The organism is Alicyclobacillus fodiniaquatilis, assembly GCF_042678105.1.
Classification (GTDB): Bacteria; Bacillota; Bacilli; order Alicyclobacillales; family Alicyclobacillaceae; genus Alicyclobacillus; species Alicyclobacillus fodiniaquatilis.
The window spans coordinates 69,297-89,530 of the sequence record NZ_JBHUCX010000004.1 but is presented as its reverse complement, the minus strand read 5'-3'; the positions used below and the strand labels follow the sequence as shown (position 1 = coordinate 89,530).

General features: G+C 52.1%; 18 protein-coding genes. 11 read left to right on the top strand and 7 right to left on the bottom strand.

Going from position 1 to position 20,234, the window contains the following annotated elements; all coding sequences use genetic code 11:
- The first annotated feature begins 145 nt into the window (after positions 1 to 145).
- Positions 146 to 1,225: a GerAB/ArcD/ProY family transporter gene (locus ACFSB2_RS01045; protein ID WP_377940670.1), complete on the top strand. Its 1,080-nt coding sequence runs from the start codon at positions 146 to 148 to the stop codon at positions 1,223 to 1,225.
- Between the two features lie 86 nt (positions 1,226 to 1,311).
- Here ACFSB2_RS01045 and ispG read toward each other — a convergent pair whose 3' ends face one another.
- Complete coding sequence (gene ispG, locus ACFSB2_RS01040; protein ID WP_377940669.1) at positions 1,312 to 2,397, bottom strand: flavodoxin-dependent (E)-4-hydroxy-3-methylbut-2-enyl-diphosphate synthase; 1,086 nt, start codon at positions 2,395 to 2,397, stop codon at positions 1,312 to 1,314.
- A gap of 217 nt (positions 2,398 to 2,614) precedes the next feature.
- Here ispG and ACFSB2_RS01035 point away from each other — a divergent pair, with 217 nt between their 5' ends.
- From ACFSB2_RS01035 to ACFSB2_RS01025, 3 genes are all read left to right on the top strand, one after another.
- On the top strand, positions 2,615 to 2,809 hold the full coding sequence (locus ACFSB2_RS01035) for a YjzC family protein (protein WP_377940668.1): 195 nt from the start codon (positions 2,615 to 2,617) through the stop codon (positions 2,807 to 2,809).
- Between the two features lie 350 nt (positions 2,810 to 3,159).
- Positions 3,160 to 4,362 (top strand): ornithine--oxo-acid transaminase, encoded by a 1,203-nt coding sequence (locus ACFSB2_RS01030; RefSeq protein ID WP_377940667.1) that lies wholly within the window; start codon positions 3,160 to 3,162, stop codon positions 4,360 to 4,362.
- A 7-nt stretch (positions 4,363 to 4,369) separates the two neighbouring features.
- Positions 4,370 to 4,786, top strand: coding sequence for a hypothetical protein (locus tag ACFSB2_RS01025; RefSeq protein WP_377940666.1), 417 nt, complete (start codon positions 4,370 to 4,372; stop codon positions 4,784 to 4,786).
- Positions 4,787 to 4,937: 151 nt separating this feature from the next.
- Here the strand turns inward: ACFSB2_RS01025 and cyoE are convergent, their stop codons facing one another.
- A complete protein-coding gene (cyoE, locus tag ACFSB2_RS01020) occupies positions 4,938 to 5,867 on the bottom strand; it encodes a heme o synthase (protein ID WP_377940665.1) in 930 nt (309 codons plus the stop codon).
- Between the two features lie 265 nt (positions 5,868 to 6,132).
- Between cyoE and ACFSB2_RS01015 the strand changes: the two genes are divergently transcribed.
- The 3 genes from ACFSB2_RS01015 (at position 6,133) to acnA (ending at position 11,317) form a co-directional block, all read left to right on the top strand.
- Positions 6,133 to 7,095: a glycosyltransferase family 4 protein gene (locus ACFSB2_RS01015; protein WP_377940664.1), complete on the top strand. Its 963-nt coding sequence runs from the start codon at positions 6,133 to 6,135 to the stop codon at positions 7,093 to 7,095.
- A 109-nt stretch (positions 7,096 to 7,204) separates the two neighbouring features.
- The gene (locus ACFSB2_RS01010; RefSeq protein WP_377940856.1) at positions 7,205 to 8,350 is read left to right on the top strand and encodes a THUMP domain-containing class I SAM-dependent RNA methyltransferase; all 1,146 of its coding nucleotides are present in this window, start codon (positions 7,205 to 7,207) and stop codon (positions 8,348 to 8,350) included.
- 243 nt (positions 8,351 to 8,593) lie between these two features.
- Positions 8,594 to 11,317: an aconitate hydratase AcnA gene (gene acnA, locus ACFSB2_RS01005; protein WP_377940663.1), complete on the top strand. Its 2,724-nt coding sequence runs from the start codon at positions 8,594 to 8,596 to the stop codon at positions 11,315 to 11,317.
- Positions 11,318 to 11,536: 219 nt separating this feature from the next.
- Here acnA and ACFSB2_RS01000 read toward each other — a convergent pair whose 3' ends face one another.
- Positions 11,537 to 12,703, bottom strand: a complete 1,167-nt coding sequence (locus tag ACFSB2_RS01000; RefSeq protein WP_377940662.1) for an iron-containing alcohol dehydrogenase — start codon at positions 12,701 to 12,703, stop codon at positions 11,537 to 11,539.
- Between the two features lie 251 nt (positions 12,704 to 12,954).
- Here ACFSB2_RS01000 and ACFSB2_RS00995 point away from each other — a divergent pair, with 251 nt between their 5' ends.
- Both ACFSB2_RS00995 and ACFSB2_RS00990 read left to right on the top strand, forming a co-directional pair.
- Positions 12,955 to 13,863: an EamA family transporter gene (locus ACFSB2_RS00995; RefSeq protein WP_377940661.1), complete on the top strand. Its 909-nt coding sequence runs from the start codon at positions 12,955 to 12,957 to the stop codon at positions 13,861 to 13,863.
- Between the two features lie 113 nt (positions 13,864 to 13,976).
- The gene (locus ACFSB2_RS00990) at positions 13,977 to 15,272 is read left to right on the top strand and encodes a BaiN/RdsA family NAD(P)/FAD-dependent oxidoreductase (protein WP_377940660.1); all 1,296 of its coding nucleotides are present in this window, start codon (positions 13,977 to 13,979) and stop codon (positions 15,270 to 15,272) included.
- A gap of 13 nt (positions 15,273 to 15,285) precedes the next feature.
- Here ACFSB2_RS00990 and ACFSB2_RS00985 read toward each other — a convergent pair whose 3' ends face one another.
- Entirely contained in the window at positions 15,286 to 16,452 is a 1,167-nt protein-coding gene (locus ACFSB2_RS00985; RefSeq protein ID WP_377940659.1) for an MFS transporter, read from the bottom strand.
- A 64-nt stretch (positions 16,453 to 16,516) separates the two neighbouring features.
- A complete protein-coding gene (locus tag ACFSB2_RS00980; RefSeq protein WP_377940658.1) occupies positions 16,517 to 16,708 on the bottom strand; it encodes a hypothetical protein in 192 nt (63 codons plus the stop codon).
- Positions 16,709 to 16,808: 100 nt separating this feature from the next.
- On the opposite strand from ACFSB2_RS00980, the gene ACFSB2_RS00975 reads away from it, so the two are divergent.
- The gene (locus ACFSB2_RS00975) at positions 16,809 to 17,435 is read left to right on the top strand and encodes a Maf family protein (protein ID WP_377940657.1); all 627 of its coding nucleotides are present in this window, start codon (positions 16,809 to 16,811) and stop codon (positions 17,433 to 17,435) included.
- On the opposite strand, the gene ACFSB2_RS00970 is transcribed toward ACFSB2_RS00975, so the two are convergent.
- Positions 17,415 to 18,584: an aminotransferase class I/II-fold pyridoxal phosphate-dependent enzyme gene (locus ACFSB2_RS00970; RefSeq protein WP_377940656.1), complete on the bottom strand. Its 1,170-nt coding sequence runs from the start codon at positions 18,582 to 18,584 to the stop codon at positions 17,415 to 17,417. The two genes, ACFSB2_RS00975 and ACFSB2_RS00970, sit on opposite strands and share 21 nt — an antisense overlap.
- Positions 18,585 to 18,864: 280 nt before the next feature.
- Between ACFSB2_RS00970 and ACFSB2_RS00965 the strand changes: the two genes are divergently transcribed.
- Positions 18,865 to 19,794, top strand: a complete 930-nt coding sequence (locus ACFSB2_RS00965; RefSeq protein WP_377940654.1) for a DMT family transporter — start codon at positions 18,865 to 18,867, stop codon at positions 19,792 to 19,794.
- On the opposite strand, the gene ACFSB2_RS00960 is transcribed toward ACFSB2_RS00965, so the two are convergent.
- Positions 19,738 to 20,097 carry a DUF423 domain-containing protein gene (locus tag ACFSB2_RS00960; RefSeq protein ID WP_377940652.1) on the bottom strand — a complete coding sequence of 120 codons (360 nt, stop codon included), beginning with the start codon at positions 20,095 to 20,097 and terminating at the stop codon, positions 19,738 to 19,740. The two genes, ACFSB2_RS00965 and ACFSB2_RS00960, sit on opposite strands and share 57 nt — an antisense overlap.
- Positions 20,098 to 20,234 lie beyond the last annotated feature (137 nt).

Below are 20,234 nucleotides of genomic sequence, written 5' to 3'. Positions count from 1 at the left end.
TTTTTATATCCGTCAGCTTGCTGATGTCGATTTTATTTGTCCAGCCAAGTGAGACAAACACTGACAATTTAAAACCGCTGGAATTGATGTTTCGCTCTCTCACGATTGCAGCACATCATCTTTTGTTAGGTGGTGATAACCCATCATGAAGGAACAAATCTCTGGTATACAATTTATTACGCTGATGATCTGGTTGATTCTCGGCACTGGTGTTTTGACCTTGCCCTCTTCAATAAACCAGTTTGCCCGCTTCCAGGATGGTTGGATTGTCACTGCACTGATGTACATCGTACCACTCATTTTGGCGGTGTTTGGGCGAATCTATTTTCAAATCAATGGGAATCGCGATTTTTGGCGCGTTTTAGAACAAACATTCGGCCACACCATTGGCATCGCGCTAAGTAGCTGGATTGGAATTTGGCTCTACATCTGCACTTGCACCATTGTCAGAGAGTTTGGTGTTTTTATTGAGATCAATTTTTTACCCAGAACTCCAATCTGTGTCACTGCAGCACTCATTTTGCTGCCAACCAGCTATTGCATCTACAATGGCATTGAGACACTTAGTCGAATGTCACTGCTGGTGAGTTTTTCAGTTTGTATCGGGTTGATTATCAATTGTATCTTCATGGCAACCAAATGGCATTCGTTGTATTTCTTGCCCTTGCTCACCAAAGGTTGGCAACCAGTTATCGAAGCTTCGATTTATCCCTGGGCATTTACCTCTGAGCTCATCATCGCACTCTTTCTCTTACCTTCGCTCAAAACGCCGAAAAAAATCGCCAAGTATCTGATCATCTCTGGTTCCATCATCAGTAGTTTTGCCATGTTGATTGAGGTCTTATCGATATCCGTGTTGGGACGTGTAGGCATGTTCGCGGTTTACCCGCTCTTGAAAGCCATCCGTGAAATTTCAATCGGCATATTTCTCCAACGTTTAGAGCCCCTGTATGTCGTGCTGGTCATTGGGTCAGTTTTCATCAAGCTGACACTCTTTCAGCAAGTGTTTACGAATTCTGTGCAGACCATCGTAAGGATCGAAGACAAACGGGATATCATTTGGTCCTTAGGGCTCGCAGTATGGGAGGGGAGTTCATTCTTTTTTCAAAATGATATGGATCTAAATAATTTTATTTTATTTACCTTTCCCTTCTATACCTTTTCTATATCGCTGTTTATTCCGATGCTGTTACTCGCTACACAGTTGATGTTCAAACGAAAATGACCCAATTCGCTGCAGCATCGCTTGCGAAAAAAGGGACAAGCGAATCGGTTCGCTGCCCCTTTGTCCTCTATCGTCAAAAAACCTGCTCAATCAATCGATCCCGTCTCTTGATATCGCTTGGCCATGATGTCAATTTCACGCTTGAGTTCTGTCACCAAATCGGCCTCGGGAATTTTGCGAACCACTTCGCCTTTGCGGAACAAGAGACCTTCTCCTCGCGCACCTGCGATGCCAATATCCGCTTCACGCGCCTCGCCAGGCCCATTGACTGCACAACCCAACACCGATACTTTGATGGGCGCTTTGATATTTTGCGTGTATGCTTCAATTTCATTCGCAATGCTGATTAAGTCGATGTCAATGCGGCCACACGTCGGGCAAGACACAATGGTCACCGCATCTGACACGATGTGAAAGGTCTTCAGCAATTCTCGGGCGACGCGAATTTCCTCGACCGGGTCTGCACTCAGTGAAACCCGCATCGTGTTCCCGATGCCCATGGAAAGCAATGTGCCAAGTCCGGCGGAACTTTTGATGGTGCCGCTGAACAGTGTCCCTGACTCAGTGATGCCAAGGTGCAATGGATAAGGAAACCGTTCTGCTGCCAGGCGATACGCTTCAACCGCAAGCGGCACGTCAGATGCCTTCATGGAAATGATGATGTCCTCAAAATCGAGATCTTCGAGGATTTTGACGTGATGTTCCGCACTCTCCAGCATGCCCTGCGCCGTTGGATACCCGTGCGCCTCAAGAATATGGCGCTCCAGCGAACCCGCATTGACACCGATGCGAATGGGAATGCCTCGCTCTTTACAAGCTTTGACCACGGCCTCTACCCTGTCCTGTTTGCCGATGTTTCCCGGATTGATACGCACTTTGTCAATGCCGTTTTCAATCGCTTGCAGCGCCAAGCGGTAGTCAAAATGAATGTCCGCCACCAGCGGGATATGAATCTGGCGCTTAATTTCTCGGACAGCTTCAGCTGCCTCTTTTGTATTGACCGTCACACGGACAATTTGACAGCCTGCCTCTTCCAAGCGGTGGATCTCGTTCACTGTCGCCTTGACATCCGCAGTTTTGGTAGTGGTCATACTCTGCATGATCACCTGCGAATTTCCGCCAATTGTGAGATCTCCTACACGAACCGGCCTTGTTTGCTCTCGACGATACATGTTGTTTTCGTCTCCCCATTTATGTGGTCTGTCCATGAAATGGACATCGCTTTACCTGTGTTGATTCGTTTCACCATTCCTGATCTTAACGAATGCGCTCGTTGTGTTCAACCATCGTTTGTGAGATCCTGTCACATGCTGATGACACTTATGCCAACCATCCCCTTGCCTTGATTGGCCCGAACCAGGCCACACTACATATCGAGGTGATGTGAAAATGGGCGAAAGATCCGAATTTACTTCTGGGTATGAAGTGCCAAATACCGGGGTTTACATCGAAGTGGGCACACACCCTGACAGTGGCGAATTACGCCATCCAAAACGCGTTCGATTGCACAAAGGCGAAAAATTTCCCGAGACGACAAATTCGGATCGCAAATGGCGGCGCATTAAGACAAATAAACGCAGTTGACCATCTACCCTGAAAATAAAGTCGATTCCTTTGCGCGCGCCATCCGCGATGCCTTGATTGACTGGTATTTTTATGATTCTGCTGGTGCGGGACGCATGCACACATGGCGGTCTGTGCAGGGCAGTGGCGGTTTCGCCGCTGCCTTCTGCACATTTTTGCTTGGATTTTTGAAGCCCTCTGCGCTTTTGACCCATAATAATGAAAGAACAATGTTGTTTCTACTCTGTAAAAAATACGGCACCTTGATGTTGCGCCATCCGCGCTGTCTCGATTGACTGGCATTTTTATGGTTCTGCTGGTGCGGGACGCATCGCGTATGAGGAGCTATGACCTGAAGAGGAGGGCTTGTCTTGACAGCTTCATCGACAGAATCCAAACACATCCTCGAACTGACCGAGCGCTTTGGCGCACACAATTACAAACCACTGCCCATTGTCATTCACAAGGCGGAGCGGATCTGGGTGGAAGATGCAGACGGAAAACGTTACATGGATATGCTGAGTGCGTATTCCGCGCTCAACCAAGGTCACCGCCATCCCCGGATCATCGACGCCTTGAAGCGCCAAGCTGACTTGGTCACACTGACGTCGCGCGCTTTCCACAGTGACAAACTTGGTCCTTTTTACGAAAAGCTTGCTCAAGTGACGAACAAGGATAAGGTATTGCCGATGAACACCGGCGCCGAGGCTGTGGAAACCGCCGTCAAAGCGGCGCGCAGATGGGCATACGACATCAAAAAAGTGCCCGATAACCAAGCTGAGATCATCGTCAGTGCTGGAAACTTCCACGGCCGCACCGTTACAGCCGTGGCCATGTCGTCACATCCAGAGTATCAACGCGGCTTTGGCCCTTTGACACCTGGCTTTAAAGTGGTTCCGTATGGCGATATCACGGCACTGAAGGAGGCCATCACGCCAAATACGTGCGCTTTTATCACTGAACCAATTCAGGGTGAAGCGGGTATCATCATTCCCCCGGCCGGGTTCCTCAAAGAAGCGGCGGATTTATGTCGCGCCAATCAGGTTCTCTTTATCGCCGATGAAGTCCAGACTGGGTTTGGTCGCACTGGCAAAATGTTTGCCTGCGAATGGGATGGCGTTGAGCCAGACGTATACATTCTCGGCAAAGCGCTGGGCGGTGGCGTCTTCCCGGTTTCGGCAGTTGCAGCAAACCACGAAATTCTCGATGTGTTCGAGCCAGGTTCACACGGTTCGACATTCGGTGGCAATCCCCTGGGGGCCGCGGTGGCGATTGCATCAATGGACGTGATCATCGAGGAGAAATTGGCGGATCGTTCACTTGAACTGGGCCAATATTTTATGGAACAGCTACAGACCCTCCAAAATCCTCATATTGTTCAATTGCGCGGCCGTGGCCTGTTCATCGGAGTTGAACTGGATGAACCTGCCCGTTCCTACTGTGAGCGCCTGATGAACGAAGGCCTGTTATGTAAAGAGACGCACGACAACGTCATCCGGTTTGCGCCGCCGCTCATTATCGAAAAACATGAGTTGGACGATGCGATGAATCGGATTCGTAAAGTGTTTAGCTGAGAGAACGGTGAAAACATATCACGCCTCCGCTCCAGTTTCCTGGGGCGGTTTTTATTTGCGAAATTTTATCGATGGGATTGGATATATCCTAAATGTAAATGCAGAGGCGGACGAACCTTGTTACCCTCATTTCCAAAGGGGAATGAAAATGGATAATCTAGAGTTGCTTGACGAACTCCGACAAATCGTCCACGAAGAATTATCTCTTGCTGAACGGCATTTGTCGCAGCGGATTGATTTGGTTGAAAAAAGCATTGATTCTTTTGAAAATCGTTTTTGTCTCTTTGAACAGCGTGTTACACGGCGTTTCGATATTGTGGAGAAAGATATCAAAGAAATTGATGAAGGCATTCGTGATATCCTGCTTCGATTTGACGATACTGAAACCGACGTTCGCATTTTGAAGAAACTCGCCGCTAAATAACGCTTTTTGTATCACCATACACGCACGACTGCACCCAAGATTGTCTAAACATAGGCCTCACCAAACGCCGACACGTAAAAAAACGCTTCTGTAAAATTACAAACCCTATGGGTATTTGCACCATAGGGTTCTTTTATTTTTGCTATATTCATCAAAAAATTGAGACGGAAGCGACCAAGACGACACACAAAGCCATCAGATAAATCAGTGAGAATCGGAATAATTTATTTGCCCAAACCAAATCGTTTTCCGGTTTGACAAACAGCCCTTGAATTGCCATGACCAAGAACATAATGCCAAGCATCGCCATGACGACGAAATAGATCCAGCCCTCATAGTGCAACGTCGTCAGTATCAGTGAAACAGGCAACATCGCTGCTGTGTAGAGCACGATTTGCCGCTTTGTCTCGTTAAAACCGCGCACGACCGGCAACATTGGAATCCCCGCCGCCCGATAATCCTCGGTCTTTTTCATCGCCAACGGCAAAAAATGCGGTGGCTGCCAGAGGAAAAATGTAAAGAAGAGCGCCCAAGCACCTAAACCAAGTGAACCGCCACTGCCTGCAGCCCAACCGATAAGTGGGGGCATCGCGCCTGATACGCCGCCAAGCACCGTGTTGAGCGTCGTATGCCGTTTAAACCAAACTGTATAGAGGTATGAGTAAACAAACAGACCGACAAAACCACAAGCCGCCGCTTGCCAATCGACCAAGAAAAACAACACCGCGAGTCCAACCACGCTCATGGACAACCCGATGGCCAACGCCGCGCCAGGCGCCACTTTACCTTGCGCAACAGCCCGTTTTTTCGTGCGGGGCATCAACTGGTCGATATCCCGATCATAATAATTGTTGAGCGCCGCGCCGCCAGCGACCACCATCGCTGTGCCAACCAATGTAAACAACATCGCCAACAGTGAAGGATGACCATGGCAAGCCACCCACATCCCTGCAAACGTCGCCATCAAATTGGCGATGGTAATTCCCCATTTCATAATGGAGATATAGTCACGAAATGTTGCTTTCGCCGAGCCGAGCTCCTGAACATGTGACTCGTCGAGCGCCATCCCACTTGCCTGCACGTACATCACATCCCTTTGCTTTGTTTAAAGATAGATACCCCGTGACATCAAAATTGAACTTGGCCGTATCATTTTTATGAGAGCTGTTATACCACGCCAACTATCTTTGCAAATATGGACGGGAAACTCAACAAATCAAGCAGAAATGTCACCTATCTGACAAACATCTTGTCACGAACCGTCGACTTAACCCAATCCAGTATAGCCTGTCTGCAAATGGTTTAGTATAATCCTTGTTGAATTGTGTCTAAAGGAGCGAGCGCACATGCCCTTGTGGCTATCTGGCATTATCGCGTTCTTGGTGGCATTCATTTTGGCGCCACGCATGCGATCGCTGGCCATGAAGTGGAAGTTTGTAGATCTGCCAAACGAACGCAAGATCCATCGTGATCCCCTGCCGTTGCTCGGTGGTGTGGCCATGTTCGCAGGCGTGTTGGTCGTTGCGCTGGTGGGGCTGTTTTGGAACAATTGGCTGAAAACGCCCTATCTCGGCGTGCTTATCGGCGCGGCCATGCTCTTTGGTATCGGAATGCTCGATGATTACTTTAAGACGCGCGGCAAGGATTTTTCCGTCTCCATTCGGTTTGGCGTCCAAATTCTTTCGGCGCTACTCATCCCGTTGTTTGGCGGCGGCATTCAAGGGTTCACTGCCCCGTTTGGAGATCACCATTTTACCGCCATTCCAACGGCGCTTTCCGTCGTCATCACCGTCGTGTGGGTTGTCGGAGTCACCAACGTGTTCAACTTTTTAGATGGCGTGGATGGACTCGCCGCAGGTATCGCAGCCATCTCCGCGACTACATTGTTCTTCATTGCATTGATTAAGGGCGATGCCCTTTCGGCTTGGTTCTCGCTCGGTGTCGCAGGGGCGTCAATCGGCTTTTTGCGACACAATTTCTACCCAGCCCGCATCATCATGGGGGATGCTGGCTCAACCGTGCTTGGCTATCTCTTGGCGGCCATCGCTTCGGTCGGTGCCTTCAAATCGGCGACCATCATCTCGATTGCCGTGCCCATCCTCGCGCTGGGCGTACCGATTTTCGACGCTGTACGCGTGGTATTCGTGCGCGCGCGCGCGGGAAAGCCAGTCTACAAGCCGGATCAGAGCCATGTGCATCATCACTTGTTGCGCGCTGGCCTCACACAGGTGCAGACGGTGACTGTCGTCTACCTCATCAGCGTCTGTTTTTCGCTGGCCTCGGTCATCGTGCTATTATTGAATCCGTAATCGCAAGAAAGTGAAAGAGAGCGGCATGGAGCCGCTCTTTTTGTCTTGGCGCAGATGTCGCGCCATAGATACAGAACGCGTGATGCGCGTATTTACAAAGGAGATCGCCATGCATTCCTGGAATTTAGTCGCCACCTGCGCTTTCGGCCTCGAAGCACTGACTGCTCGCGAGTTGCAAGACCTCGGCTACGAAACAAAAAACGAAAATGGGCATGTCCGCTTTACCGGTGACAATGCGGCCATCGCGCGCGCCAATCTTTGGCTGCGCACAGCCGAACGCGTGTTTATTGAACTCGCATCCTTTCCCGCTGCGACGTTTGAGGAGTTGTTCCAAGGCGTGCTCGCCGTGCCATGGGAGGAAATTTTGCCCCGCGACGCCCAAATACCCGTCATCGGGAAGTCTGTCAAATCGACTTTACATAGTGTGCCCGCTTGCCAAAGTATCACGAAAAAGGCGATTGTCGAACGGCTGCAACGCACATACAAGCAAGCGTCATTTGACGAAACTGGCGCGCCATACAAAATTGAAGTCTCTCTATTGAAAGATGTCGCGACCATCCGCATCGATACCAGTGGCAGCGGCTTGCATCGGCGCGGTTACCGCAAACTGAACGCCACAGCGCCGCTCAGAGAGACGTTGGCGGCAGCACTTGTCCTATTAAGCCGCTGGGACGCCCATCGCCCATTTGTCGATCCGATGTGCGGCTCGGGCACCATCGCCATCGAGGCTGCACTTTACGGCCTGCGCCGCGCGCCTGGGCTGTTGCGCGCCTTTGCGGCGGAAGACTGGCCGTCGCTCGCCAGCGATGTCTTCACCTCGGCACGCAATGAAGCGCAAGATCTCGAACGAGACGTCCCGCTTGATATCACCGCTTCCGATCACGATGCCGAAGTCCTGGAATTGGCCCGCCGCCACGTCCAGTATGCGCGCTTGGACCGCGTAATTCACATCGAACAAGCAGACGCGCGCCGTTTTCAGCCAGAGGAAACATACGGATGCATCATCAGCAATCCGCCATATGGCGAGCGGTTGATGACCGTGCGAGAGACAGAATTACTGTATAAACAAATCGGCCAAACGTTCCGCAAGCTAAACACCTGGTCCGTCTTTCTCCTGACATCGCATCCGAACTTCGAACGGCTCTATGGCGCACGCGCAGATAAGCGGCGCAAACTGTATAACGGGCGGATCGAAACACAGTTGTATCAGTTTTTGGGGCCTTTGCCACCGCGAACTCCTCAAAAAAGTAAATAAATCCAGCATATGGACTGCAATGCCTTGCACATAGGACAAAATGGTAGTAGAGTGACAATGGACTGTTTTATGGATCGCTGTGTGCACAGTGGCTGTCCCCTTTCAAGGCGGACAGCCTAACTCTGTAATGCCCAATTGCAAAACGGCATAACTTCATCGGCATTTCTGATGAAGCTTCGACAAAGCACCTGCGAGATTGCAAAATGAACGTAGAACTTTTATTGGAACAAAGGAGTGAAAAAGATGGGGGCCAACAAAAATCTATTTGATGCCAAGCAACACCTGAACGTCGGTCAGCAATCTTACACTTATTATCGTCTACAAGCGATTCAGGACAAAGGCATCGCCGATATTTCTCGTTTGCCATTCTCCATCAAAATCCTGTTGGAGGCTGTGCTGCGCCAATATGACGGCCGCGTCATCACGGAAGATCACGTCCGCCAATTGGCGAATTGGAACGCAGCCTCACCGGAAAAAGCAGATGTGCCACTGAAGCCTGCGCGGATCTTGTTACAAGACTTCACTGGCGTGCCTGCTGTCGTCGATTTGGCGGCTTTGCGCGCGGCAATGCATCGCTTGGGCGGCAATCCGGACCGCATCAACCCGCTGATTCCAGCTGACTTGGTCATCGACCACTCAGTGCAAGTCGATGCATTCGGCTCAGACGCTGCGCTTGAATTCAACATCAACCGCGAATTTGAACGCAACGAAGAGCGCTACAACTTCCTGCGCTGGGCAGCCGAATCATTTGACAACTTCCGCGTTGTACCGCCTGGTACGGGCATTGTCCACCAAGTCAACTTGGAGTACTTAGCCAAGGTCGTCCAACAGCGTCAAGTAGATGGAGATCTCGTCGTTTTCCCGGACAGCTTGGTAGGTACGGATTCGCACACCACGATGATCAACGGCATCGGCGTGCTGGGCTGGGGCGTCGGCGGCATTGAGGCAGAAGCCTGCATGCTCGGTCAACCGCTCTATCTCCTGCAACCAGAAGTCATCGGCTTTAAACTGACAGGTCAACTGCCAGAAGGCGCAACAGCGACTGACCTCGCATTGACCGTCGTCAACATGTTGCGCAAAAAAGGCGTTGTCGGCAAATTCGTCGAGTTCTTTGGCTCTGGTCTATCCAACATCAGTGTTGCCGACCGTGCGACCGTCGCTAACATGGGTCCAGAATATGGCGCGACCATGGGCTTCTTCCCTGTCGACCAAGAAACGTTGGACTATCTGCGCAGCACCGGCCGCGATGAAGACCTTATCGCACTCGTGGACAAATACACGAAAGAACAAGGACTGTTCCGCACAGACGACACAGTGGATCCAATCTACACGGACACACTGGAACTGGATATGGCAGATGTGCAACCATCGCTTGCTGGTCCGAAACGGCCACAGGATCGGATTTTGCTGTCCGACATGAAATCTACGTTTGAAAAAGCTGTGGATACGCCACTGGAAAAGGGCGGCTTTGGTCTTGGCAACGCCAAGGACACCGTTGGCAAAGTGCAGTACGAAGACGGGACCACGAGCGACTTACATCAAGGCGCACTCGTGATTGCCGCCATCACCAGCTGTACAAATACATCGAATCCGTCCGTCATGGTCGGCGCTGGTTTGCTGGCGAAAAAGGCAGCAGAAAAAGGCTTGACCACGCCAAAATACGTGAAAACGAGTTTGGCGCCAGGCTCGCGCGTCGTGACAGACTATCTCGAAAAAGCGGATTTGCTCACACCGCTGGCTGAGCTGGGCTTTGATGTCGTCGGCTATGGCTGCACAACATGTATCGGCAACAGCGGTCCATTGCCAGATGAAGTCAGCAAGACGATTCAAGAGAACGACCTCTTGGTCTCCGCAGTCTTGTCAGGCAACCGCAACTTTGAAGGCCGCATACACTCGCTGGTCAAGGCCAACTACCTGGCTTCACCGCCGTTGGTTGTGGCTTACGCACTCGCGGGCACAGTTGATATCGATTTGGCCAATGAAGCACTGGGCAAAGATAAAGACGGAAACGACGTCTTCTTGAAGGACATCTGGCCGACAAGCAAAGAGGTGCAGGACACCATCCGCGCTGTCTTGACACCGGAACTGTTCCAACAACAGTACGCTGGCGTGTTCGACAGCAATGAACGTTGGAATGCGCTGGATACCCCGAAAGGCGAACTGTACGACTGGGATGCAGAGTCCACGTACATTCAGGAACCACCGTTCTTCGTCGGCCTCACGGCAGATGTGCCGAACATCGAGGAGATCAAGGACGCGCGCGTGCTCGCATTCCTGGGTGACTCAGTGACGACGGATCACATTTCGCCAGCCGGAAACATCGCGCAAAAGAGTCCTGCCGGACACTACTTGCAGGAGCATGACGTGAAACCGTACGACTTCAACTCCTACGGTTCACGCCGCGGCAACCACGAAGTGATGATGCGCGGCACCTTCGCCAACATCCGTATTCGCAACAAGATTGCGCCGGGTACAGAAGGCGGTTATACCACCTACTTCCCGACAGATGAAGTGCTGTCCATTTACGATGCAGCGATGAAGTACAAAGAGGACAATCAGTCTCTCATCATCATCGCAGGCAAAGAATACGGCACAGGTTCATCGCGCGACTGGGCTGCCAAGGGTACATTCCTGCTGGGTGCGCGCGCTGTTATCGCCGAGAGTTTCGAGCGGATTCACCGCAGCAACTTGGTCGGTATGGGCGTGCTCCCACTCGAATTCAAAGCGGGCGAAAGCGCAGCGACGTACGAAATTACAGGCAAAGAGAAATTCTCGATTGCCGGACTCACGAACGAGATCAAGCCGCGTTCTGAAGTGACGGTCACAGTAACCCGTGAAGACGGCTCCAGCTTCTCTTTCCAGGCAAACGTTCGTCTGGACAGCGAAGTGGAAGTGGACTACTACCGCAATGGCGGTATTCTGCAAACCGTGCTTCGCAACTTCGTGCGCGACGGACAAGACGCTTAAAAGTTGACCGCCTGTCATAACACAGAAACGGCACATTTCCAATCTGGAGATGTGCCGTTTTTCTTTATCTTGGGGCAGGATGCCATAAGTGTCCAAGCAAGAGCCGCCATCGAACGCAAAGACCAGCCGATGCGCGAACACCGCTGGTCTCTGCTGCGACACATCCCTGGCTTCCACCACGGTGAGTCCCTTATGATTCAATTGATGTGAACTGCAAACTCACAAGGATGCTTGCAAAATGGCGAACACATCATCCTTGTTTAGTTTCTTGAAATTGCCGATCTCGCCAAAGCGCACGGCTTGACTCGCCATTCGCTCCAGCTGATCGTCGCCGATTTGATAATCCGCCAAATGTTGTGGCGCGCCAATTTCCTGATAAAACGCGCGCACTTTTGCGATGGCAATATCGGCCAACTCGGCGTCCGTCTTGCCTGCACCATCCACGCCAAACACATTTGTCGCAAGCGTGGCAAAGCGCGTTGGATTGACGTTTTTCGTGTGTTCCATCCACTGTGGGAAGATGATGGCCAACCCGCCGCCATGTGGGATATCATAAATTGCGCTGATTTCATGTTCAATCGCGTGACATGCCCAATCCCCATTGATACCCATGCTAATCATGCCATTGAGCGCCATCGTGCTGCAATACATCAAGGTCTCGCGCGCATCGTAATCGTGTGGGTTGTCCAATGCCGCTTTCGTATGCTCGACGATGGTTTTGATGACCGCCTCAATCAGATGTTGCTGCAGCGGCGTATGGTGCGTCGGATGGAAGTAGTGTTCAAAACAGTGCGCCAACATGTCACATGCCCCGTAAACGGTTTGATCCTGTGGCACAGTGTAAGTATTCTCCGGATCACAGAAGGAGAACTTCGGAAAAGTGTATGGCGATCCGCCGCCAAGCTTTTCTTTGGTCTCCCAGTTGGTGATGACACCACCGGCGTTCATTTCAGAGCCGGTTGCTGCCAAGGTCAAGATGGTTCCCAACGGCAGCGCATCCGTGGCCTGGCCTCTGCGTTGATAAATATCCCAAACGTCGCCATCATACTTCGCGCCCATCGCGATGGCTTTGGCACAATCCAGCACAGAACCGCCACCAACTGCCAGAATCAGGTCTATGTTTTCACTGTGGCAAATATCGATACCCTTATGTACCGTGGTCAGACGTGGATTTGGTTCGACACCGGACAGTTCAAAAAGCGTGACGCCTGCATCCGCTAAAATGTGCTGCACTTTATCGTAGAGACCGTTTCTTTTGATACTGCCGCCACCGTATACCAACAGCACGCGTTTACCATACCGCGTGACCTCTTCGGCCAAATGAGACTCAATTTGCCCCTTCCCATAGTACAGTGCCGTGGGATTGTAAAAACGAAACGAGTTCATGAAACGTCCTCCTCCAACCTGAAAATAAAGTCGCTACCCTGACGCTGCGCCAACCGCGATGCCTCGAGTGACTGGCATGCTCATGATTCTGGCACGGGACGCATCACGCATGGTGGTCTATCCTACTCAGACATAAACCTATTGTATCAAGCTGCGATGAAAACCCAAAATCAAAAACCATCCTGCGTGCCCTTCCGTCTAATAATTGCAGACAAGCCGGCATATACATCAGTTTTGAAAGAGGGGTTTCCATGCCAGGAGAATTGACTGCGATTTTGTGTGCCATTTTCTATGCGCTGTCCTATCTTCTCATCCGCAAAGGACAAGCTGACACAGCGCCGCCGGATCACGGCCTGCTGCCCATTCTCTGTATCAGTATGCTCACGCTCGACAGCACTGGATTGCTGCTGGCAAATTTGCATCCTGGGACGTTTCACATCGTCGCAGCTGGCGCACAAAGAGCGGTTTGTTTCGCTGCGCTGTCTGGCATCGTGGGCACCTTGTTTGGACGACTCGCCTTATATCGCGCCATTCGTCAACTTGGCGCCACACGTGGCGTCGTCATCAAAGGGCTTGCACCCGTAGTCACTTTGATGCTGGTCACCTTTACAACCAGTCAGACCGTCGAAGACGACGATTGGGTGGCGCTCTGTTTTCTGCTGATTGCCGTCCTGTTGCTGTTCTTCGAACGAAAGTTTTCACATCAGCGCAGATACAGTTTGGCGCTATTTAGCAACAATATATTCATTGCGATCATCGCTGCCGTAGCCCAAGGGGTTGGCCATACATTTCGCCAGTTAAGTGTCGGTGGCGTCTTGCCGCCGATATTTGGCGCAGCCATCGACGTGACTACGGCACTTGCCGCTTATGTGTGCCTGCTGCTTTTACAAGGCCGCTTTGGAACAATCCTTCGCGCCTATCGAAAATCGCTCAACCTGAGTTTGATCACGGCGGGCTTTTGTTCGTCCGTAGCCGTACTGCTGTTTTTTACTGCCGTCACACAAATCCCGCTGGCAAAGGCATCTGTGCTGGTTGCCACGGAGCCTGTGCTGGTCGCAATTTTCTCTGTGATTTTCTTTCCAAAACTCGAACGCCTCACTTACTGGAGTGCAACCGCGTCAGTTGTGGTGGCCATCGGCATCATTCTCATCAGCCTATAGAACTGCTGTGCACTTGCCAGCAGGGCCATGCTTACCTACACTAAGGGGACATGTGAAAATCCAAATGATTTTCAATGATTGACCAGCGAAGAGAACGGTGAGGATGAAACAAGTTGAAACCATACGATGTAATTGTCATTGGTGGCGGCCCGGCTGGACTGATGGCAGCGATTGCGGCACGCGAAACTGGCGCGCGTGTGGCATTGGTGGAAAAGGGTAATAAACCCGGGCGCAAACTCGGCATTTCTGGCGGCGGGCGCTGCAATGTCACCAACGCAAAACCTTTGCCAGAGTTGATGGAGAATATTCCTGGCAATGCTCGATTTCTATTTTCGGCGCTGAGCCAGTTTTCGAATGTGGACATCATGCAATTTTTTGAAGGACTTGGCATCCGCTTGAAAGAAGAAGACCGCGGGCGCGTCTTCCCCGTGACGGATCAAGCCGCCACTGTCGTCAAAGCGATTGTGGACCGGGTTTATACGAGCGGGGTCGATGTGATGCTGGACACGCCCGTGCAGCGCTTGCTCGTTGACAATGGCCGCATCACAGGCGTTCGTTTGAGCCGGGGCCAAAATCTCGCATCAGCCACCGTCGTCATTGCCACTGGCGGCTGCAGTGTACCGAAGACAGGCAGCACGGGTGACGCATACCCATGGGCGCAAGCGCTTGGTCACACCCTCGTGCCGCCTTACCCAACCGAGGTGCCTTTGACCAGTGACGAACCCTTCATTGTCACGCGCAAACTACAAGGCCTTTCCCTGCGCAATGTCGATGTGACCGTCTGGAATGAAAACAAGAAACGGCTCACCACAGAACATGGTGATATTCTGTTTACCCACCTGGGCATCAGCGGTCCGGCCGCACTCCGCTGCAGTCATTACGTCTCTACAGCGCTTCGCAAAAAAGCCGACGCAAAATTGCGCATCACCATTGATATATTGCCCGACCGTTCACGCGACGAAATTGCGCAGTCGTTGTTGGCTGCACGGACGGTACATCCGCGTCGAACGCTTGCCAACCAGCTCAATGAAGCACTTCCAGACCGTTTGGTCACCTACTTGCTGCATGTGTCAGCCGTCACAGGGGACACCCAACTCACCCATGTGAGCAAACAGGACGCCGATGCCGTGGCTACCGTCGTCAAAGCCTGCCCCATGCGCATTACGGGCACCCTGCCACTGGAACAAGCAACGGTCACAGGCGGCGGTGTTCGGGTAAAAGAGATTGATCCAAAGACGATGCAATCCAAACTCTGTCATGGGTTGTTCTTTGCCGGTGAGGTAATGGACGTCCATGCTCACACAGGCGGCTACAATATCACGGTGGCCTTCTCGACCGGGCGGTTAGCTGGGCAAAGCGCCGCAATGCAGGCCATCGCCTCGCGAATGGAGGCGGACATCACCCGTTAAAGAAATTCCCCATTCAATCCGATGTCGCGCCGTGGATGACATCTCCAGCCGCGGCGCGGTTGCGGAGTAATCGCCGCACAATGCGCAGATAGATGTAAGACATGACAAAGAATATCGCCGCGAGGCACATCACCCAGTTGTAGGCGTCCCTTTTCAACAAGCCACCGCCCAACGCTGAACCAATGGCATTGCCAAGCCTGATGCCAAACACCCGCATACCGAACATCTGTGAAAAGGCAGAGGCATGCACAAAATCGAGAAACATCGCGTCGATGATGGGCGGTGGTACGGCAGTCGTCACCGTCACGACAAAATAGAGCACGACAAACGCTGCCGTTGTCGTCGCAATGACGAACAGCAGCGTGCTGATGACACTGAAGACAAAGGCCAAGAGGAGCGTCGCCTGCTGGCGCAGACGTTCAATCAGCGGCCGAACGAGAAAAGCGCCCAACGAGATCATAAAAATACTCACCGCATAAACGATGGCCGTCGTGCGGTTGGTTGCGCCATAATGTTCATTGAGTATCAGTGTGACAAATGGATTGAACAAGCCGCCAGCGATGCCAAACAGGATGGCATACCCCGCCATCAGCAGCAGTGGACGAGAAGGCCACATGGTCCCTTTCTCCCGCCTAGCGTCAGGCGCCTTGACGAAAATGCGGATGACAGGCGCTACTAGCGCGATGAGCGAACCCATCCACATCGTGCTGGCAAGCCCAAATGCGGCCACCATAAACCCCGCACAAACGATGCCCGCTCCGATCAAAAACATATACGCGGCTGTAAAACGACTAATCAAGTGCGCTCGATCCCGCCCCACCAACAAGGAACTCAACACCACGTTTTCCGTACTGGTCAACATGGAACCACCAATACCGGCAATGGCGGACGTGATCAACCAGACGCCAAACGTATGCCCGCTTGCGACGCCAAGGTCGCCCAAGCCAATGAACAACGTCCCTGCCTTGAACATCCGTGAAGCGCCAATCCTGTCTGCGACAGGTCCGGCCACCAGCGCTGCACAGCCACCGAAAAAAGCGTTCGCGGCAAATAAATAACCAATTTTTTCATCGCCAATGTGGCCAGCCGCATAAAAAAATGGCTGTGCATATTGCACGATCCCGATGCCAAAACTAAGAAAAAATTCACTGATGAAATAGAAGACAATGGCTTTTTTCATGTTTCCTCCACAACGATAAAAAGAGCGGACAGCAAGGTCCGCTCCACAATTTGACTGACATCCGTCATTGCAAGTCAGAGACAGATGCGCCGTATTCCCCACCGACTTTTCTGCTGTACATGCCTTGTTGTGGCGTGCCGTACCGATGCGGTTTATCCTTGCTTTCCCCTATGCGCATACTGGCGCTGGCCTCACTGCTCATGATTGGCCCGCTTGCCTCATCGCCACGGCCAATCGACTTTCGCCGAGATGACATGTGCAGTCCCCCTTCGATGGATGCGTCAAATCATGCATAATATAACCGAACGAGCTGCACATCATCGCGGCAATCACGACAAACAAAGGAAGTAGATGGAATGACCGGAAAACGACTCATCCTCGCATCAGGATCTCCCCGGCGACGGGCATTGCTGGAGATGCTGCACATCCCTTTTGAAACCTGCGTCACCAATGCGGACGAATCTTTGGATCCGACCTGGTCTCCACATGTGGCCGTTGAACAGCTGGCCTTGAAAAAAGCGACCGCAGCCGTCCATGAGCGCGCGTTCCACGCGGCCATCATCTTGGCCGCTGATACAGTGGTCAGCATCAATGGGCAGATTTTTGGCAAACCGACCGATGAGCAGCATGCGCTGTCCATGCTGCAACAGTTGCAAGGCAAACAACATGACGTGTTTACAGGCGTATGTCTCTACGACGTCGATAAGCAAATACACCTACAGACACATGTCCACACCCAAGTGTGGATGCGACCACAAGATGATGACTGGCTGCGCTGGTACATTCAGACAGGTGAACCGCTGGACAAAGCTGGCGCCTATGCCATTCAGGGCATTGGCAGCCTGCTCATTGAACGCATTGTCGGTGACTATTACAATGTCGTCGGACTGCCGCTGTCCAGTCTGGATGAGGCATTTATTTCCTTGGGCATACCGCTACGCAGTTTGATGAATGTCTCGTCATCAACTCCGCGCGTGCTCTAAGACTTTGTCTTTGGCATAATCGATGGCCGCGCCTAAATCGTCAATCAAATCGCCGATGTGCTCGATGCCCACCGACAAACGCAACAACCGATCCGTCACGCCGATGGCATTGCGCACATCTTCCGGGATGTCAAAGTGAGTCTGACGGGCTGGATAAGTCATGAGCGACTCGACGCCACCCAGGCTTTCGGCGAACGTGATGAGGCGCAAATGCGCTAGAATATGTGGAACCATGCGTGCGTCGATGACATCAAACGAAACCATGCCACCAAACCCGGCGGACTGCTTTTGGCATATGTCGCGTCCAGGATGTGTATCCAATCCCGGATAGTAAACTTCGGTGATGTCATCGCGCGCGTCGAGCCAACAGGCAATGGCATATGCGTTTTGTATATGGCGCTCCATGCGCAGCGCCAACGTCTTCATACCGCGCATCAGGAGCCAAGAATCGTGCGCCCCCAAGACGGCGCCAATCGAATTCTGCAGAAAATACAGGCGTTCGCCCAGTTCCGCGTCCTTGGCCACGACAAGACCAGACAAGACGTCATTGTGTCCGCCAAGATACTTCGTCGCCGAATGGATGACAATGTCTGCGCCGAGATCGAGCGGGCGCTGTAAAAACGGTGTCATGAACGTGTTGTCGACGATGGTCAACATGTCGCGGGATGCAGCCAAACGAGCACAAGCGGCGATGTCGCTGATTTGCATCGTCGGATTGGTCGGCGTCTCGATGAAAATCGCCCGTGTCGCTGGAGTCAATGCCGCCTCAATGTCCGCCATCCGCCCCGTGTGCACGTAAGATGCGGTGATGCCAAGTGGCTGCAAGATCTGTTCAATGAGGCGATATGTACCACCGTAGAGATCATTCGAGACAATCAGGTGGTCCCCTGGCTTAAACAGGGACAAAACCGCGTGAACAGCAGCCATGCCCGAGGCAAACGCCAGACCGCGCGCGCCGTTTTCCAGTTCTGCGATGGCTTCCTCCAACGCCTTGCGCGTCGGATTGATGGTGCGCGTGTAGTCAAAACCAGTGCTCTCTCCCAGGCCCGGATGGGCAAACGTGGTGGCTAAGTAAATCGGCGCAGAAACCGCACCCGTTCCGGGGTCTACGCGGTTGCCAATTTGGGCGAGTTTCGTCTCTATTTTCACGTTCTTGTCATCCTCTCTAACCTGTAAATGAAATCGGTCCCTTTGCGTGCGCCATCTGCGATGCCTTAATTGACTGGCATTCTCATGATTCTACTTGTGCGGGACGCATCACGCATGACGGTCTATCCTCGGCGCTTGGTGCCGCGCCATCCGCAGTATCTCTTATGAAAAGTTAAAGAAACTGTACAAAGCAAGGACCAATTCGTCAAGGCTTTACGATCATTCGAAAAGAGCGTAGAGTGTGACAGGTACCTTCACACCTTACAGGGAGAGAGCCTGCATGCAAAATGCGCCTACTTCGCAGCCTATCATCTTTACATCCTTATTGATTGGCCTCATCGCCGTATCATTTTCCGCCATTTTTATTGAATGGTCGAACGCGCCTGCCGCCATCATCGGCATGTACAGACTGTGGATGTCTGTGATCTTGTTTCTGCCGCTGGCTTGGAAAAAGCGGCGCGAATTTCGCCAACTGTCGGGCAAGGATATATTGCTCCTGCTGTTGTCTGGCTGTTTTCTCGGTCTCCATTTTTTGTTTTGGATACAGTCACTGAAAGAAACGTCTGTCGCGTCGTCGCTCATCATCATCTCGTTGGAGCCGATGTTCGTTTTGATTGGCGCAGTCCTTTGTTTTCACGAGCGCGTCAAACTGCGCCCTGTCCTTTGTATGGCCATTGCCATTTTGGGCTGCGCACTGGTGGCGTCCGCTGATTTTGGTCAAGGCGGCCACCACTTTTACGGCGATTTCTTGTCGTTTATCGGCACAATGGCGGTTTCGGTCTATATGTTGGCCGGGCAAAGAGTGCGCAAAACCGTATCTGGCACCACCTACAACGTACTCGTTTTTTTCATCGCCGGCTTTGTCTTATTTATTTTTAACGTCGCCACACGCACGTCGCTTGTCGCGTACAATGGGCGCAACTGGCTCTTGTTCGCCTTGTTGGCGGTGGTTTCTACCGTCCTCGGGCACGGCTTGTTCAATTGGCTGCTCAACAGCGTGTCCGCCACGACAGTGGCCATGACCATCCTCGGTGAACCCATCGGCGCCATCATTTTGGCGTATTTTTTGCTAGGTCAACCCATCGACGTCATCCAGGCATTGGGCGGCGGCATCTGTCTCGTCAGCGTGTTTTGGTTTTTGCGCTTAAAGCAATCAAACGATACCAATCACAAACATTACCCACCCGGCGAGGAAACACAGCCCGCCTAACGGCGTGACGGCGCCCAGCACTTTTACACCACTGGTGCTTAACACATACAAACTGCCGGAAAATAGCACAATACCAATGGCAAACAACCAACCTGCGGTGTGCATCGACCGTCCACCGATGCCTAATTTCAACATCACACCGACAGCGATAAGCGCCAGCGCATGATACATTTCATACTGTACGCCCGTGTGAAATACATCGAGCATGTCGGCTGAAATTCGTCCCTTCAACGCATGGGCGCCAAACGCGCCCAGCGCTACCGAAAGAAATGCGAATACAGCGCCTGACACAGCAAATCCCATGTTCTCTCCTCCTGTCCTGTTTCGAGTGTCGCATACCCGCATTTGATTGACAACTACAAGAAGCCTGTGCACGTCGCTGACGCCATCCTGCACAGGCTCATTTTTGTATACATCAACTTGATATATCACTCAAATGA

Bases quoted from the DNA above. Each gene is read 5' to 3' on its own strand.
- ispG (WP_377940669.1), bottom strand. From the start codon at position 2,397: ATGTATCGTCGAGAGCAAACAAGGCCGGTTCGTGTAGGAGATCTCACA.
- ACFSB2_RS00975 (WP_377940657.1), top strand. From the start codon at position 16,809: ATGACCGGAAAACGACTCATCCTCGCATCAGGATCTCCCCGGCGACGG.
- ACFSB2_RS01015 (WP_377940664.1), top strand. From the start codon at position 6,133: ATGCCCTTGTGGCTATCTGGCATTATCGCGTTCTTGGTGGCATTCATT.
- acnA (WP_377940663.1), top strand. From the start codon at position 8,594: ATGGGGGCCAACAAAAATCTATTTGATGCCAAGCAACACCTGAACGTC.
- ACFSB2_RS00995 (WP_377940661.1), top strand. From the start codon at position 12,955: ATGCCAGGAGAATTGACTGCGATTTTGTGTGCCATTTTCTATGCGCTG.
- ACFSB2_RS01045 (WP_377940670.1), top strand. From the start codon at position 146: ATGAAGGAACAAATCTCTGGTATACAATTTATTACGCTGATGATCTGG.
- ACFSB2_RS00960 (WP_377940652.1), bottom strand. From the start codon at position 20,097: ATGGGATTTGCTGTGTCAGGCGCTGTATTCGCATTTCTTTCGGTAGCG.
- ACFSB2_RS00985 (WP_377940659.1), bottom strand. From the start codon at position 16,452: ATGAAAAAAGCCATTGTCTTCTATTTCATCAGTGAATTTTTTCTTAGT.
- ACFSB2_RS01010 (WP_377940856.1), top strand. From the start codon at position 7,205: ATGCATTCCTGGAATTTAGTCGCCACCTGCGCTTTCGGCCTCGAAGCA.
- ACFSB2_RS00965 (WP_377940654.1), top strand. From the start codon at position 18,865: ATGCAAAATGCGCCTACTTCGCAGCCTATCATCTTTACATCCTTATTG.
- ACFSB2_RS01000 (WP_377940662.1), bottom strand. From the start codon at position 12,703: ATGAACTCGTTTCGTTTTTACAATCCCACGGCACTGTACTATGGGAAG.
- ACFSB2_RS01035 (WP_377940668.1), top strand. From the start codon at position 2,615: ATGGGCGAAAGATCCGAATTTACTTCTGGGTATGAAGTGCCAAATACC.
- ACFSB2_RS00980 (WP_377940658.1), bottom strand. From the start codon at position 16,708: ATGTCATCTCGGCGAAAGTCGATTGGCCGTGGCGATGAGGCAAGCGGG.